Origin of the sequence: Janibacter sp. FSL W8-0316, assembly GCF_038004165.1 — a bacterium.
Taxonomy (GTDB): domain Bacteria; phylum Actinomycetota; class Actinomycetes; order Actinomycetales; family Dermatophilaceae; genus Janibacter; species Janibacter indicus.
Map to the genome: position 1 here is coordinate 954,377 of NZ_JBBOQX010000001.1, position 13,319 is coordinate 967,695.

At 70.5% G+C, this 13,319-nt stretch carries 12 protein-coding genes; 9 read left to right on the top strand and 3 right to left on the bottom strand.

What is annotated here, in order from left to right; genetic code table 11:
- Positions 1 to 71: 71 nt before the first annotated feature.
- The gene (locus NYE39_RS04660; protein WP_341011944.1) at positions 72 to 695 is read left to right on the top strand and encodes an alpha-ketoglutarate-dependent dioxygenase AlkB; all 624 of its coding nucleotides are present in this window, start codon (positions 72 to 74) and stop codon (positions 693 to 695) included.
- 7 nt (positions 696 to 702) lie between these two features.
- On the opposite strand, the gene leuA is transcribed toward NYE39_RS04660, so the two are convergent.
- Positions 703 to 2,442 (bottom strand): 2-isopropylmalate synthase, encoded by a 1,740-nt coding sequence (gene leuA / locus NYE39_RS04665; protein WP_341011945.1) that lies wholly within the window; start codon positions 2,440 to 2,442, stop codon positions 703 to 705.
- Between the two features lie 247 nt (positions 2,443 to 2,689).
- On the opposite strand from leuA, the gene NYE39_RS04670 reads away from it, so the two are divergent.
- The 8 genes from NYE39_RS04670 to NYE39_RS04705 are packed head-to-tail and all read left to right on the top strand — an operon-like array spanning position 2,690 to position 10,241.
- Positions 2,690 to 3,775 (top strand): MSMEG_0568 family radical SAM protein, encoded by a 1,086-nt coding sequence (locus NYE39_RS04670; protein WP_341011946.1) that lies wholly within the window; start codon positions 2,690 to 2,692, stop codon positions 3,773 to 3,775.
- On the top strand, positions 3,775 to 5,178 hold the full coding sequence (locus NYE39_RS04675; protein ID WP_341011947.1) for an MSMEG_0567/sll0787 family protein: 1,404 nt from the start codon (positions 3,775 to 3,777) through the stop codon (positions 5,176 to 5,178). The genes NYE39_RS04670 and NYE39_RS04675 overlap by 1 nt, the downstream gene beginning before the upstream one ends.
- Positions 5,179 to 5,210: 32 nt before the next feature.
- Positions 5,211 to 5,738 (top strand): MSMEG_0572/Sll0783 family nitrogen starvation response protein, encoded by a 528-nt coding sequence (locus NYE39_RS04680; protein WP_007926309.1) that lies wholly within the window; start codon positions 5,211 to 5,213, stop codon positions 5,736 to 5,738.
- A gap of 30 nt (positions 5,739 to 5,768) precedes the next feature.
- Complete coding sequence (locus NYE39_RS04685) at positions 5,769 to 6,650, top strand: carbon-nitrogen hydrolase family protein (RefSeq protein ID WP_341011948.1); 882 nt, start codon at positions 5,769 to 5,771, stop codon at positions 6,648 to 6,650.
- Positions 6,643 to 6,957 carry an MSMEG_0570 family nitrogen starvation response protein gene (locus tag NYE39_RS04690; protein ID WP_084451254.1) on the top strand — a complete coding sequence of 105 codons (315 nt, stop codon included), beginning with the start codon at positions 6,643 to 6,645 and terminating at the stop codon, positions 6,955 to 6,957. Before NYE39_RS04685 ends, NYE39_RS04690 begins: the two co-directional genes overlap by 8 nt.
- On the top strand, positions 6,954 to 8,207 hold the full coding sequence (locus NYE39_RS04695; RefSeq protein WP_341011949.1) for an MSMEG_0569 family flavin-dependent oxidoreductase: 1,254 nt from the start codon (positions 6,954 to 6,956) through the stop codon (positions 8,205 to 8,207). Before NYE39_RS04690 ends, NYE39_RS04695 begins: the two co-directional genes overlap by 4 nt.
- Before the next feature lie 20 nt (positions 8,208 to 8,227).
- Positions 8,228 to 9,088: a carbon-nitrogen hydrolase family protein gene (locus NYE39_RS04700; protein WP_341011950.1), complete on the top strand. Its 861-nt coding sequence runs from the start codon at positions 8,228 to 8,230 to the stop codon at positions 9,086 to 9,088.
- Positions 9,089 to 9,119: 31 nt separating this feature from the next.
- Positions 9,120 to 10,241: an MSMEG_0565 family glycosyltransferase gene (locus NYE39_RS04705; RefSeq protein WP_341011951.1), complete on the top strand. Its 1,122-nt coding sequence runs from the start codon at positions 9,120 to 9,122 to the stop codon at positions 10,239 to 10,241.
- Between the two features lie 98 nt (positions 10,242 to 10,339).
- On the opposite strand, the gene NYE39_RS04710 is transcribed toward NYE39_RS04705, so the two are convergent.
- Both NYE39_RS04710 and NYE39_RS04715 read right to left on the bottom strand, forming a co-directional pair.
- Positions 10,340 to 11,377, bottom strand: coding sequence for an aspartate-semialdehyde dehydrogenase (locus NYE39_RS04710; RefSeq protein WP_341011952.1), 1,038 nt, complete (start codon positions 11,375 to 11,377; stop codon positions 10,340 to 10,342).
- Positions 11,378 to 11,445: 68 nt separating this feature from the next.
- On the bottom strand, positions 11,446 to 13,209 hold the full coding sequence (locus NYE39_RS04715) for a BCCT family transporter (protein WP_341011953.1): 1,764 nt from the start codon (positions 13,207 to 13,209) through the stop codon (positions 11,446 to 11,448).
- Positions 13,210 to 13,319: the final 110 nt, after the last annotated feature.

Sequence of the window (13,319 nt, forward strand, 5' to 3'; positions counted from 1 at the left end):
AGCGCGCCGACCCCACGCCGCACCCGCACGACCTGTCGAACAGTTGTTCGACCCACTGCTATGGTCTAAACATGCAGGAGCTCCAGTCCTCGCTCTTCGACACCGCCGACTCCCCCACGCTCGGTGATCTCGAGCGGCGCCATCGGCGCTACCTCGACGGCACGGCGTGGGTCGACCTGCTGCCAGGGTGGGCGTGCGGCAGCGACGAGGTCCTCGACGCCCTGCTCCACGACGTCCCGTGGCGGGCCGAGCGCCGTCGGATGTACGACTCGGTCGTCGACGTCCCTCGTCTGACCTGCTTCTACGCCGCAGGCGAGAGCCTCCCCCACCCGCTGCTCACCGACATGCGTGAGCAGCTCTCGGCGCACTACGCGACCGAGCTGGGTGAACCCTTCGTCACCGCGGGGCTGTGCCTCTACCGCGACGGGCGGGACTCCGTGGCCTGGCACGGCGACCGCATCGGCCGCAGCCGCGAGCAGGACACGATGATCGCCATCGTCTCCCTCGGCTCGGCGAGGCACCTCTGCCTGCGCCCGCGCGATGGCGGTGTCTCGCAACGGGTCTCGCTCGGCCACGGTGACCTCGTCGTCATGGGTGGCGCCTGCCAGCGGACCTGGGACCACGCCGTGCCCAAGACGAGCGCCCGGGTCGGGCCCAGGGTGTCCATCCAGTTCCGCGTGGCCGGGGTGCGCTGACGGCACCTCAGCCCTGGACGGCGTCCCGCTCGGCGCGGTTGACCGCGGAGAGGATCGCGCGCAGCGAGGCCTTGACGATCGAGTCGTGCAAGCCGACACCCCACAGGACACGGTCACCGACGGCGCACTCGACGTAGGCGGCGGCGCGGGCATCGCCACCGGCCGACAGGGCGTGCTCGGCGTAGTCGAGGACCCGCACGTCGACACCCAGCGGAGCCAGCGCGTCGAGGAAGGCCGCGATCGGGCCGTTGCCACTGCCGGAGATTTCGACCTCCTGGCCGGCGTCGAGGATGTGCCCCTCGATGCGGTCCAGGCCGGAGTCCTCACCGGTCAGCGTGGAGCGCACCGGCTGGAAGCGACCCCAGCCGTCCTTGTCCTCGCTGTGCAGATACTCGTCGTTGAAGACCTGCCACAGGGCCAGGCCGCTCATCTCGCCACCGTCGCTGTCGGTCTTGTGCTGGACAACCGCGGAGAACTCCATCTGCAGGCGACGCGGCAGGTCGAGGCCGTGCTCGGACTTCAGCAGGTAGGCGACGCCGCCCTTGCCGGACTGGGAGTTGACTCGGACGACGGCCTCGTAGGAGCGGCCGATGTCGTGCGGGTCGATGGGCAGGTAGGGCACGCCCCAGTCGATGCCGTTGACATCGGTGCCGGCCTCCTTGGCCCGCACCTCCATGTCCGCGAAGCCCTTCTTGATCGCGTCCTGGTGCGAGCCCGAGAAGGCGGTGTACACGAGGTCGCCGCCCCACGGGTGGCGCGGGTGGACCGGAAGCTGGGTGCAGTGCTCGACGGTGCGACGGATCTCGTCCATCTGGGAGAAGTCGACCTGGGGGTCGATGCCCTGGCTGAAGAGGTTCATCCCCAGCGTCACCAGGTCGACATTGCCGGTGCGCTCGCCGTTGCCGAAGAGGCAGCCCTCGATGCGGTCGGCACCGGCGAGGTAGCCCAGCTCGGCGGCGGCGACACCCTCGCCGCGGTCGTTGTGGGGGTGCAGGGACAGCACGACCGACTCGCGACGCTCGAGGTTGCGGCTCATCCACTCGATCGAGTCGGCGTAGACGTTGGGCGTGGCCATCTCCACCGTCGCCGGCAGGTTGATGATCATCTTGTGGTCCGGCGTCGGGTCGATGATGTCGATGACCTCGTTGCAGATGCGCGCCGCGAAGTCGAGCTCGGTGCCCGTGTAGGACTCCGGCGAGTACTGGTAGTAGACGTCGGTGTCGGGGATGGTCTCCTCGAGCTTCTTGCACAGCCGGGCGCCCTGGAGGGCGATGTCGACGATGCCGTCCTGGTCGGAGTTGAAGACCACCCGGCGCTGCAGGACCGACGTCGAGTTGTAGAAGTGGACGATCGCGGTCTTGCTGCCGGCGATGGCGTCGAAGGTCTTTTCGATGAGGTGGTCCCGGCACTGCGTGAGCACCTGGATGGTCACGTCGTCGGGGATGTGGCCGCCGTCGATAAGCTGGCGGCAGAAGTTGTAGTCGGTCTGGCTCGCGCTGGGGAAGCCGACCTCGATCTCCTTGTAGCCCATCCTCACGAGCAGCTGGAACATCTGCAGCTTGCGCTCGGCGTCCATCGGGTCGATGAGGGCCTGGTTGCCGTCGCGCAGGTCGACCGCGCACCAGCGCGGCGCCCGGGTCATGACCTGGTCGGGCCAGGTCCGGTCGGGCAGCTCGACGGCGATCTGGTCCTGGAAGGGGACGTACTTGCGCACCGGCATCGCGGTGGGCTGCTGGGGGTGGATCATGCTCTGTCCTTCGTCACGTGGGGTGGGGGCTGGCCGGCACCACGAACTCCGCGACGAGGTGGCCGTCTGTCAGGCCTCGCCGCGGCAGAGAAGGAGGAGGTCCGTCCGCATGCCCAGCACCCTACCCCTCACCCCGGAGGGTCATGACGGCGGTCACCATGCGGACGAAACACGATCGTTTCACCCGGAAACAGTCCTGCATTCCGAGTGAAACCACTCCGAAACGGGCCGACCGTGTACTTGCCGCATGGCCCCGAACCCGACACCGAACCCCGACCGCGTCTCCACTCGTGTCGACATCGCGATCCTCGGCGTCCGTAGCGACGCACCGGTCCGCCGTACGGGTGGTGCGGGCCCGAGCGATGACGGACATTTTGCCATTGATGGCCTCGGAGCCGCACTCCGGCTCGACAGCAGCAGCCCCTACGTCGTCGATCCGGCCGGCCGTCTGACGCTTGACGGCGCGGACCTGGGCCTCGACATCTCCCCCGTCGCCCGCCCCAGCTTCTACGACCTGTCGACGGCGGACGGCGTCGCCTACGACAAGATCGCCAAGCTCCACGGAACCAACGTGCTCGCCACGACCGTCGTGCAGACGTGCGTGCGGTATGCGGAGAGCGAGCGCTGTCGCTTCTGCGCGATCGAGGCCTCCCTCGACGCCGGCTCGACGATCGCCGTCAAGACCCCGGCGATGCTCGCCGAGGTCGCCGAGGCGGCGGTCCGCCTCGACGGCGTGACGAGCATGGTGATGACCACCGGGACGTCGAACGGGTGGGACCGCGGCGCCAAGCACCTCGCCCGATGCGTCCGGGCGGTCAAGGACGCGGTGCCCTCGCTGGAGATCCAGGTCCAGTGCGAGCCACCCGCGGACCTGCAGGCGATCACCGACCTCTACGACGCCGGCGCCCGATCCATCGGCATCCACGTCGAGTCGATGGACGACGCCGTACGGTCCCGCTGGATGCCGGGCAAGTCACGCGTGACCATGGCCGAGTACCGCACTGCCTGGCGGGAGGCGGTGCGGGTCTTCGGCCGGAACCAGGTCTCGACCTACCTGCTCGTCGGGCTCGGGGAGGACCCGGACGAGCTCGTCGACGGAGCACGGGAGCTCGTCGACATGGGCGTCTACCCCTTCGTCGTCCCCTTCCGCCCGCTCGCTGGGACCCTCGCGACCGACGTCGACCACGTCCCGGCCCCCGACCGACAGGTCGTCAACGACGTCACGGCCCGCGTGGCGACACTGCTGCGGGACGCCGGGATGCGCGGCGCCGACCAGCGAGCCGGGTGCGCCGCCTGCGGCGCCTGCAGCGCCCTGCAGACGGCAGGTGCCTGATGCGGCTCGAGATCCCCTCGCTCATGGGGCCGACGGTGGCCCACGACACGCGAGCCTGGACCATCGACCGTGCCGACCCGCGCGAGACGGCGGACTACCGGGCCCTGCGCCGCGAGGTCTTCGTCGCCGAGCAACGCGTCCTCGACGTCGACGACGACGATCTCGACGACGACCCGCGCACGATCGTCCTCGTCGCCCGCGGCGCGGACGGCCGAGTGCTCGGCGGCGTCAGGCTGGCCCCCGCCACCCCGGGGCGCGACATCGGCTGGTGGACGGGCAGCCGGCTCGTGGTCCGTCGGGACGCTCGCCAGTCGGGTGGCATCGGACCCGCGCTCGTCCGCGAGGCCTGCGCCACCGCGTTGCGGATGGGCGTGCTGCGCTTCGAGGCGACCGTCCAGGAGCCCAACGAGGTCCTCTTCCGCAGACTCGGGTGGACGGCCTGGGGGGCGACGCGCATCCAAGGCACGCCGCACGTGCGGATGCGCTGGCCCATCACCCGGATCCGCGACCTCGTGGCGGCCACCAAGAGCGAGCTGGGCTCTCTCGTCGGCGACCTGCGGCAGGACAGCCCGTTCGCCCTCGGCGGGGCCGAGTTCCTCGGCGACGACGGAGCCCCTGTCCCCGGCACCGACGTCGTCGCCGCCTGCGACGCGATCCTCCCGGCCCTCGTCGACCGGGACCCCGAGTGGGCTGGCTGGTGCGCCGTGCTCGTCAACGTCAACGACCTCGCCGCGATGGGCGCCTCGCCGGTCGGCCTCCTCGACGCGATCGGCGCCCCCTCCCCCGAGATCGCCCGGCGGGTCGTCGGTGGCATCCGCAGCGCCGCCCAGGCGTGGGGTGCGCCCGTCCTGGGCGGCCACACCCAGATCGGTGTGCCCTCCGCGCTCACCGTCACCGCTCTCGGCCGGACGGACGCCCCGGTCCCAGGTGGTGGCGCGCGCCGTGGGGACGACATCTCGCTCACCGTCGACCTGCACGGTCGCTGGCGTCCCGGATTCGAGGGCCGTCAGTGGGACAGCACCTCCACGCGCACCGGCGCCGACCTGCGCGCACTGGGGTCGCTCGTCGCGGGTGCTCGTCCCGCAGCGGCCAAGGACGTCAGCATGGCCGGCATCGTCGGCACGGCCGCGATGCTCGCCGAGGCGTCGGCCATCGGGGCAACCCTCGAACCGGACTCGATCCCCGCACCGGACGGCGTCCCCTTCGGCGACTGGCTCACCTGCTTCCCCGGCTTCGCCATGCTCACCGCCGACCGCCCCGGGCAGGGACGGATGACCTCCCCGATCGCGCGGACCGCGCGCATCGGCACCGCCACCGCCGAGCCCGGCGTGCGCCTCCTCTGGCCGGACGGCGTCGAGACCGACGCCGTCGGCCCCACAGCCACCGGGCTCATGGCCGGTTGACCACCCATCGCACACCCACGAAAGGCACCACCGTGACGAACGACATCGACGCCCAGATCGCCGACAACATCGCCAAGTCGCTCGGCGAGATCCCCCACCCCGCCCTGCCCAAGGGCAGCAACGTGTACGGCTCGACGAAGATCTTCCCCGACTATCAGGCCGAGGACGGGGAGAGCTACTTCACCCTCATCCACGGGATCCCGCACGAGTCGTCGGTGAGCTTCGTCGCCGTCCTCCAGGCCACCCGCGCCCTGCGCAAGGGCTTCGAGTCCGCGATCTACCTCTACGGACCGGGCACCCTGGCGGCCACCGCGAACCGCGGGTTCCCGACCTCGGGTGACTCGGGCTTCCCGGGTGAGCTCAACATGAACGACTCGCTCGAGACCTTTATCAAGGAGGGCGGCACGGTCTACTGCTGTCGCTTCGGGCTCGCGCTCCACGGCATCCGCGAGGAGGACCTCATCGAGGGCGTCATCCCCGCGCACCCCCTGGACGTGCAGGACGCCCTCATCCACTACGCCCGCAAGGGCGCCATCATCAACTCCACCTACAACCTCTGAGGGCCTGCGATGACCATCAAAGTCGCGTCCGTGTCCGCGAACTTCACCCGGGACCTGGAGCAGAACTACGCCCTCATCGCCCAGCTGCTCGACGACGCCCGCGCCGAGGGGGTCTCCTTCGTCGCCTTCCCCGAGGCCGCGATCGGAGGCTACCTCTCGTCGCTCGGCAACCACGGGGACACCCTGCAGACGACCAGCAGGTCCCTGCCGCCGGCGATCCGGCTGGACGGACCGGAGATCCGACGCGTGCAGGAGCTCGCGGGTGACATCGTGCTGACGATCGGCTTCTGCGAGCTCGCCGACGACGGGAGCACCCGCTACAACGCCGCGGTGTGTCTCGACGGCAGCACGATCTACGGCTCCTACCGCAAGGTGCACCAGCCGCTCGGCGAGAACATGTCGTACTCCGCGGGTGACAGCTACCGCGCGTTCGACACCCCGGTCGGCCGCGTCGGCATGCAGATCTGCTACGACAAGGCCTTCCCCGAGGCCGCCCGCATGCTCGCCCTCGACGGTGCCGAGATCGTCGTGAGCATGTCCGCGTGGCCCGCCGCCCGGACCGCGACGGCGGACAACCTGCAGGAGGACCGCTGGACCTACCGGTTCAACCAGTTCGACATCGCGCGTGCCCTGGACAACCAGGTCTTCTGGATGGCGGCGAACCAGTCCGGCACCTTCGGCTCGCTGCGCTACGTCGGCAACGCCAAGGTCGTCGACCCGGGTGGCAACATCCTCGCCACCACCCTGCTCGGGACCGGGCTGGCGATCGCGGAGATCGACGTCGACGCGACCTTCCGGACCATGCGTGCCGGGATGTTCCACCTGCGCGACCGGTGCCCGCACGTGTACGGCCCGGTGGCCGAGGTCTCGGCGCCGCACGTCGACCGGTGGCGGGAGCTCGCCCATGCCTGAGATGACCTTCTCCGTGCGCTGGCCGGACGGCGCCGAGACCTCGCACTACTCCCCCAGCCTGGTGATGCACGACCACCTCGAGGCGGGTGCCCGGTACCCGCTTGCGGACTTCGTCGCCCGGACGGGCGCGGCCTTGGGCGAGGCCAGCGAGCGCGTGCGCGCGAAGTACGGCATGGCCTGCACCTCGGCCATGCAGTCGCAGCAGACGATCGCGGCCACGGCCGCCCACTACCCGGCCGACATCCACCCCACGGCCGAGGTCGAGGTACTCACCATGGAACCGCAGCTCGAGAGGACCGGATCATGATCCCGACCCCAGTCGTCGCAGGTGACCACTTCGACGCCGTCATCGTGGGAGGCGGGCAGGCCGGCCTCTCGCTCAGCCACCACCTCGTCGAGAGGGACATCCGGCACCTCGTCATCGAGCGTGACGAGGTCGCCCACGAGTGGCGCGACGGCCGGTGGGACGCCTTCACGCTCGTCACGCCGAACTGGCACTGCCGGCTCCCGGGATACGCGTACGACGGCCCGGACCCCGACGGGTTCATGACGCGCGACGAGGTCCACGCCTGGGTGCGGGCGTATGCCGACACCTTCGACGCTCCCGTCGCGCAGGGCGTCGAGGTCGTCCGGGTCGAGCAGCGGCCGGAGGGCGGCTTCACCGTCGTCACCTCGGCCGGGGTGATCACCGCCGACACCGTCACCTCCGCCACCGGTGGGTACCACGAGCCCGTGGTGCCCGACTGGGCGAAGGACGTCCCCGCGTCGGTCACGCATGTGCACTCGCACGAGTACCGCAACGCGCGCCAGCTGCCGGAGGGGCCGGTGCTCGTCGTCGGCACCGGGCAGTCGGGCACCCAGATCGCCGAGGACCTGCACATCGAGGGCCGCAACGTGCACCTCGCCGTGGGCCGGGCACCCCGTGTCGCCCGGTTCTACCGGGGCAGGGACTGCATGACCTGGCTCGCCGAGATGGGCCTGTACGACGTGCCGGTCACGACGCGCGGCCTCACCAAGCGGGAGTCCACCAACCACTACGTCACGGGGCGCGACGGCGGCCGCGACATCGATCTGCGGCAGTTCGCCGTCGGCGGCATGACGCTGCACGGCCGGGCGCTCGCAGTCGTCGACGGGGCAGTCCACTTCGACGACTCCCTGGCGAGCAACCTCGACCACGCCGACTCGGTCGCCGAGTCCATCAAGGACGACATCGACCGGTACATCGAGCGGGAAGGGATCGACGCCCCCGTGGAGGCACGCCACGCCCCTGTGTGGCAACCACGGCCCGGGGGCAGCAGCCTCGACCTCCGCGACATCGGCAGCATCCTCTGGGCCGTCGGCTTCCGGGCGGACTGGGGCTGGCTCGGCGAGCTCGGCGTCCTCGACGAGGACGGCCACCCGAGGCACGAGCGCGGTGCCACGTCCGTGCCCGGCTTCCACTTCCTCGGGCTGCCGTGGCTCCACACCTGGGGCTCCGGGCGGTTCCACGCGATCGCCCGCGACGCGGAGCACGTGGCATCGCTCGTCGCCGAGAGCGCGGCCGCCCGCGCGGCCTGACGCGTCCCTAGTCTGGGCCGATGAGCACCGTGACGATGGCGGCCGTGGCCGCACACTTCGGACGCGACGTCGAGCGCACCCTCACCAAGCTGTCCGGCATCGTCCAGCAGGCCCGCGAGCGCGGCGTCGATCTGCTCGTCCTCCCGGATGCCACGATCGGCGGTTACCTCGGCGATCTGAGGCATCCGGGAGGCACGGGGGCCGACCTGCCTCCGGCCATCGCGCTCGACGGGCCCGAGGTCGCCGCCGTTGTGTCGCTGGCGGGCGGGATGACGGTCTGCTTCGGCCTCACGGAGCGCGCCGTCGTCGACGGCGAGGAGGTGCGCTTCAACACCGCGGCCTGCGTGAGCGGCGACGGCCTGCTCGGCGTGCACCGCAAGGTGCACCTACCGCTCGGCGAGGCCGAGGCCTATCGCCCCGGCGACAGGTTCCGGGCCTTCGACACCCCGGTCGGACGGATCGGCATGCTCATCGACTTCGACAAGACCTTCCCCGAGGCCGCCCGCACGCTGGCCCTCGACGGCGCCGAGGTGGTGACCTGCCTCAGCGCGTGGCCCGCCAGCGTCACAGACCGGTCGGACCGGATCCGCAACGACCGCCAGGCCCACCTCTTCGACCTCTACGACTGCGCCCGGGCCGCCGAGAACCAGGTGTACCTCGTGTCGTCGAACCAGACCGGGGTGCTCGGGGGCCTGCGCTTCCTCGGTCAGGCCAAGGTCGTCGACCCCGCCGGCGAGATCGTCGCCAAGACCTGGGCGAAGGGGGGACTGGCCGTCGCCGGGGCCGATGTCAGCACTGCCGTGGCGCGGGCCCGCCGCTCCCTCGACCACATCCACCAGCGGGTGGAGCACGCCTACCGACTCACCACCACCAGCGCCTGACCGTCACCGGCGGCGCACGATCGGACCACCCATGCGTATCGCCCAGCTCACCTACTCCACCAAGCCCCGTGGCGGGGTCGTCCACACGCTCGCCCTGTCAGAGGCACTCGCGGCCCGCGGGCACGACGTCGAGATCTGGACCCTGGGACGGGGCGGTGACCGCGCCTTCTTTCGGGACCTCGACCCGCGCGTGCAGGTGCGGGTCGTCCCCTTCGTCTCCCGCGAGGACGAGAGCGTCGGTGACCGCATCGAGAGGTCCATCGCGGCTCTGGCCGCGGCCTTCGACACCGGCGCGGACGTCGTGCACGCGCAGGACTGCATCTCGGCCAATGCCGTGCTCGACGCCGGCGTCGCGCCCATCCGCACCATCCACCACCTCGACGCCTTCACGACACCTCGTCTGGTCTCCTGCCACGAGCGCGCCATCCACGCCCCGGCCGCGCGCATCTGCGTCTCGCGGGCGGTTGCCGACGAGGTCGAGGCCGCCTACGGCTACCGCGCGGCGGTGATTCCCAACGGGGTCGACGCGGGCCGGTTCGCCCGCGCTGCCGGCCCCGAGGGTGCGCCCGCCCGCGACGCCTGGACCGCCCAGCTGGGCGGCTACGTCCTGGCGCTCGGTGGTATCGAGCCACGCAAGGGCACGATCGACCTGATCGAGGCCTTCGCCCGGCTCGACCGCCGCGATCTGCAGCTCGTCATCGGTGGTGGGGAGACGCTCTTCGACTACCGCGACTACCGCGCACGATGTGACGCCCGCGCCCGCGAGCTCGGCGTCAGCCCGCTGGTGCTGGGGCCGGTCGACGACGACCAGCTGCCAGCACTCGTCGCCGGCGCACGGGTCCTCGGCTTCCCCTCGACGAAGGAGGGGTTCGGGCTCGCGGCGATGGAAGCACTCGCCGCCGGGGTCCCTGTCGTCGCCCGTGACCTGCCGGTGCTGCGGGAGGTCTTCGGGGACACCGTGCGCTACGGCAGCGACGTCGACGGTCTGGCGGCGGCGCTCGACGCTGCGCTGTCCGACCCCTCTGGCCATGCCGAGCCCGGGCGGGAGCTGGCGGCCGGCTACACCTGGGCCGCGGCGGCCTCCGCGCACGAGGACTTCTACGTCCGCCACCTCGACGCGACGACGGCCCGAGCGGTCCTCCCTTCGCGCTGAGCAAGAGAAACCCCGGCTTCACAGGAGTACCAAACCCTTGCGAAGCCGGGGTTCATCGGGTGACCCGAGAATCGGGTGACGGGTGGGACGAGGCGCCGTCAGCCCTTGCGCGCGACGATCGCCTCGGCGATCTGCACGGCGTTGAGCGCGGCGCCCTTGCGCAGGTTGTCGCCGACGACGAAGAGCGTCAGGCCCTTGCCGTCCGCGACCGACTGGTCAGCGCGGATGCGACCGACGAAGACCTCGTCCTTGCCGGTGGCCTCGAGGGGGTTGGGCACGGCCGTCACGACGACGCCGTCGGCCGCCTGAAGGATCTCGGTGGCCCGCTCGGGGCTGATCTCGCGCTCGAACTCGGCGTGGATCGCCAGCGAGTGGCCGCTGAAGACGGGCACGCGCACGCAGGTGCCGGAGACGCGCAGGTCGGGGATGTGCAGGATCTTGCGCGACTCGTTGCGCAGCTTCTGCTCCTCGTCGGTCTCGAGGGTGCCGTCGTCCTGGACGGACCCGGCGATCGCGACGACGTTGAAGCCGACGGGCACCTCGTAGACCTGCGGGGCCGGCAGCGTCAGGGCGCCACCGTCGCGGGCGAGGTCCTTGGGGTCACCAGAGGCGTAGCCGCCCCGCAGCTGGCTGTCGAGCTCGGTCAGGCCGGCACCGCCCGAGCCGGAGACGGCCTGATAGGTGGCGACGCGAAGGGCGACCAGGCCCGCCTCGTCGTGCAGCGGCTTGAGCACCGGCATTGCGGCCATGGTCGTGCAGTTGGGGTTGGCGATGATGCCCTTGGGCAGGTCGTCGAGGTCGCCCGAGTTGACCTCGGAGACGACGAGCGGGACCTCGGGGTCCTTGCGCCAGGCGCTCGAGTTGTCGACCACGGTGGCGCCGGCGGCCGCAACCTTGGGCGCCCACTCCTTGCTCGTGGACCCGCCGTTGGAAAACAGCGCGATGTCGAGACCGGAGAAGTCGGCGGTCGCGGTGTCCTCGACGGTCACCTCCTCGCCCTTCCACGGCAGGGTCGACCCGGCGGACCGGGCAGAGGCGAAGTAGCGGATCGAGGTGACGGGGAAGTTCCGCTCCTCGAGCAGCGTGCGCATGACCTGTCCCACCTGGCCGGTGGCTCCAAAGACTCCGATGTGCATGGGCCAAGGATAGGCGTCGGGGCCTGAACACCCACATCGTGTTCAGGCCCCGGACGCGGTGGAGCAGGTCAGGCGGTCGGCGTGTCGTCCTTCCGCGTGTCCGTGTCGCTCCCCTCGGTGGTCGGCGCCGGGTCACCGTTGGCGACGACGGGCACGACCTTGTCGCGGTCGATGCCCTCCCCCGGCTCGGCGTGGTCGATCGACAGGACGAAGTCGTCGCCGTGCTCCTTGACCCCCGCGACGACGGCCTGCTTGAGGGCCTCGCGAGCGTAGGCGCGGCGGACCGCCATCGGGTCGGTCTGCAGGTCCTTGACCAGTGCGACCGCCATGCCGATCATGATCAGCACGAAGGGCAGGGCCGCGATGATCGTGATCTGCTGCAGACCGGTCAGCGAGTCCTCGCCGCCGATCGTGAGCATGATCGCCGCGGCAGCACCCGTGGCGACACCCCAGAAGACGACCGTGAACTTGTTGGGCTCGAGCGTGCCGCGCTCGCTCAGCGAGCCCATGACGATCGAGGCCGCGTCGGCACCCGAGACGAAGAAGATCGCCACGAGGACCATGACGAGGATCGAGGTGACCCCAGCCCAGGGCATCGAGTCGAGGAGCGCGAAGAGTGTGCTCTCCTCGCCGTCGCCGAACTTGTCGAGCGTCGCGCCCATCTCCTGCGCCTTGATGGCGGCGCCACCGAAGATCGCGAACCAGATGAGGCTCACCGTGCTCGGGACGAGCAGGACGCCGGTGACGAACTCACGGATGGTGCGGCCGCGGGAGATGCGGGCGATGAACATGCCGACGAAGGGGGTCCAGCTGACCCACCAGGCCCAGTAGAAGATCGTCCATCCGGACAGCCACGACTTGATGCCGTGCTCGCCCTGCGCGTTGGTGCGCGCGGAGTACTCCATGAGGTGGTGGAGGTAGGTGCCGAGCGAGGTCGGGACGAGGTTGAGGATGAAGATCGTCGGGCCGAGGACGAAGACGAAGAGCGCCAGGACGAAGGCCAGCACCATGTTGGTGTTGGACAGCCACTGGATGCCCTTCTCGACACCGGACACGGCGGAGAAGATGAAGCAGATGGTCAGCACGACGATGATCAGCACGAGCACCGTGTTGGTCACGTCGTCGGCCCAGCCGACGATCTTGGCGCCCGAGGCGATCTGCAGCGCGCCCAGGCCCAGCGAGGTTGCCGAGCCGAAGAGCGTGGCGAAGATGGCGAAGATGTCGATGACCTTGCCCACGGGGCCGTTGACCTGGCGCTTGCCGATGAGCGGCTCGAAGACCGCGCTGATCGTCAGGCCGCGGCCCTTGCGGAAGACGCCGTAACCGATGGCCAGACCGGCCACCGTGTAGATCGCCCACGGGTGCAGGGTCCAGTGGAAGAGCGTGGTCGCCATCGCGGTGCGGGTCGCGCTGTCGTTGCCCGCCTCACCGGTGCCGGGCGGCGGGGTGATGTAGTGGGCCAGCGGCTCGGCCGCGCCCCAGAACATCAGGCCGATGCCCATGCCGGCGGAGAACATCATCGCGATCCACGAGATGGTGCGGAACTCCGGCTCCTCGCCGTCGGCGCCGAGCGGGATGTTGCCGTACTTGCTCGCCGCGAGCCAGATGACGAAGAAGACGAAGCCGGTCGACGCGAGGGCGAAGAGCCAGCCGGTGTTGGTCACGACCCAGTCCAGGCCGGTGGCCGAGGCATCGGACAGCGACGAGGTGCTGATGACGCCCCAGAGCACGAAGGCCAGGGACAGCACGGCGGTGATGCCGAAGACGATCCAGTCGATCCCGAGCTTGTCCTGCTTGCGGATGATCCGCGGTTCGAGAGCCGGGTGGTCCACCCGGCGGGTGTCACGCGGCGGGGCGTTCTTGCCAGAGGCTGGTGGTTGCGCGGTGTCTGTCACGTTCTGTATGGCCCGGTGGACGAGGCCTCCGGGGCCACTCCTCCCGA

Coding starts and splice junctions, on each gene's coding strand:
- NYE39_RS04660 (WP_341011944.1), top strand. CDS start 72: ATGCAGGAGCTCCAGTCCTCGCTCTTCGACACCGCCGACTCCCCCACG.
- leuA (WP_341011945.1), bottom strand. CDS start 2,442: ATGATCCACCCCCAGCAGCCCACCGCGATGCCGGTGCGCAAGTACGTC.
- NYE39_RS04670 (WP_341011946.1), top strand. CDS start 2,690: ATGGCCCCGAACCCGACACCGAACCCCGACCGCGTCTCCACTCGTGTC.
- NYE39_RS04675 (WP_341011947.1), top strand. CDS start 3,775: ATGCGGCTCGAGATCCCCTCGCTCATGGGGCCGACGGTGGCCCACGAC.
- NYE39_RS04690 (WP_084451254.1), top strand. CDS start 6,643: ATGCCTGAGATGACCTTCTCCGTGCGCTGGCCGGACGGCGCCGAGACC.
- NYE39_RS04695 (WP_341011949.1), top strand. CDS start 6,954: ATGATCCCGACCCCAGTCGTCGCAGGTGACCACTTCGACGCCGTCATC.
- NYE39_RS04700 (WP_341011950.1), top strand. CDS start 8,228: ATGAGCACCGTGACGATGGCGGCCGTGGCCGCACACTTCGGACGCGAC.
- NYE39_RS04705 (WP_341011951.1), top strand. CDS start 9,120: ATGCGTATCGCCCAGCTCACCTACTCCACCAAGCCCCGTGGCGGGGTC.
- NYE39_RS04710 (WP_341011952.1), bottom strand. CDS start 11,377: ATGCACATCGGAGTCTTTGGAGCCACCGGCCAGGTGGGACAGGTCATG.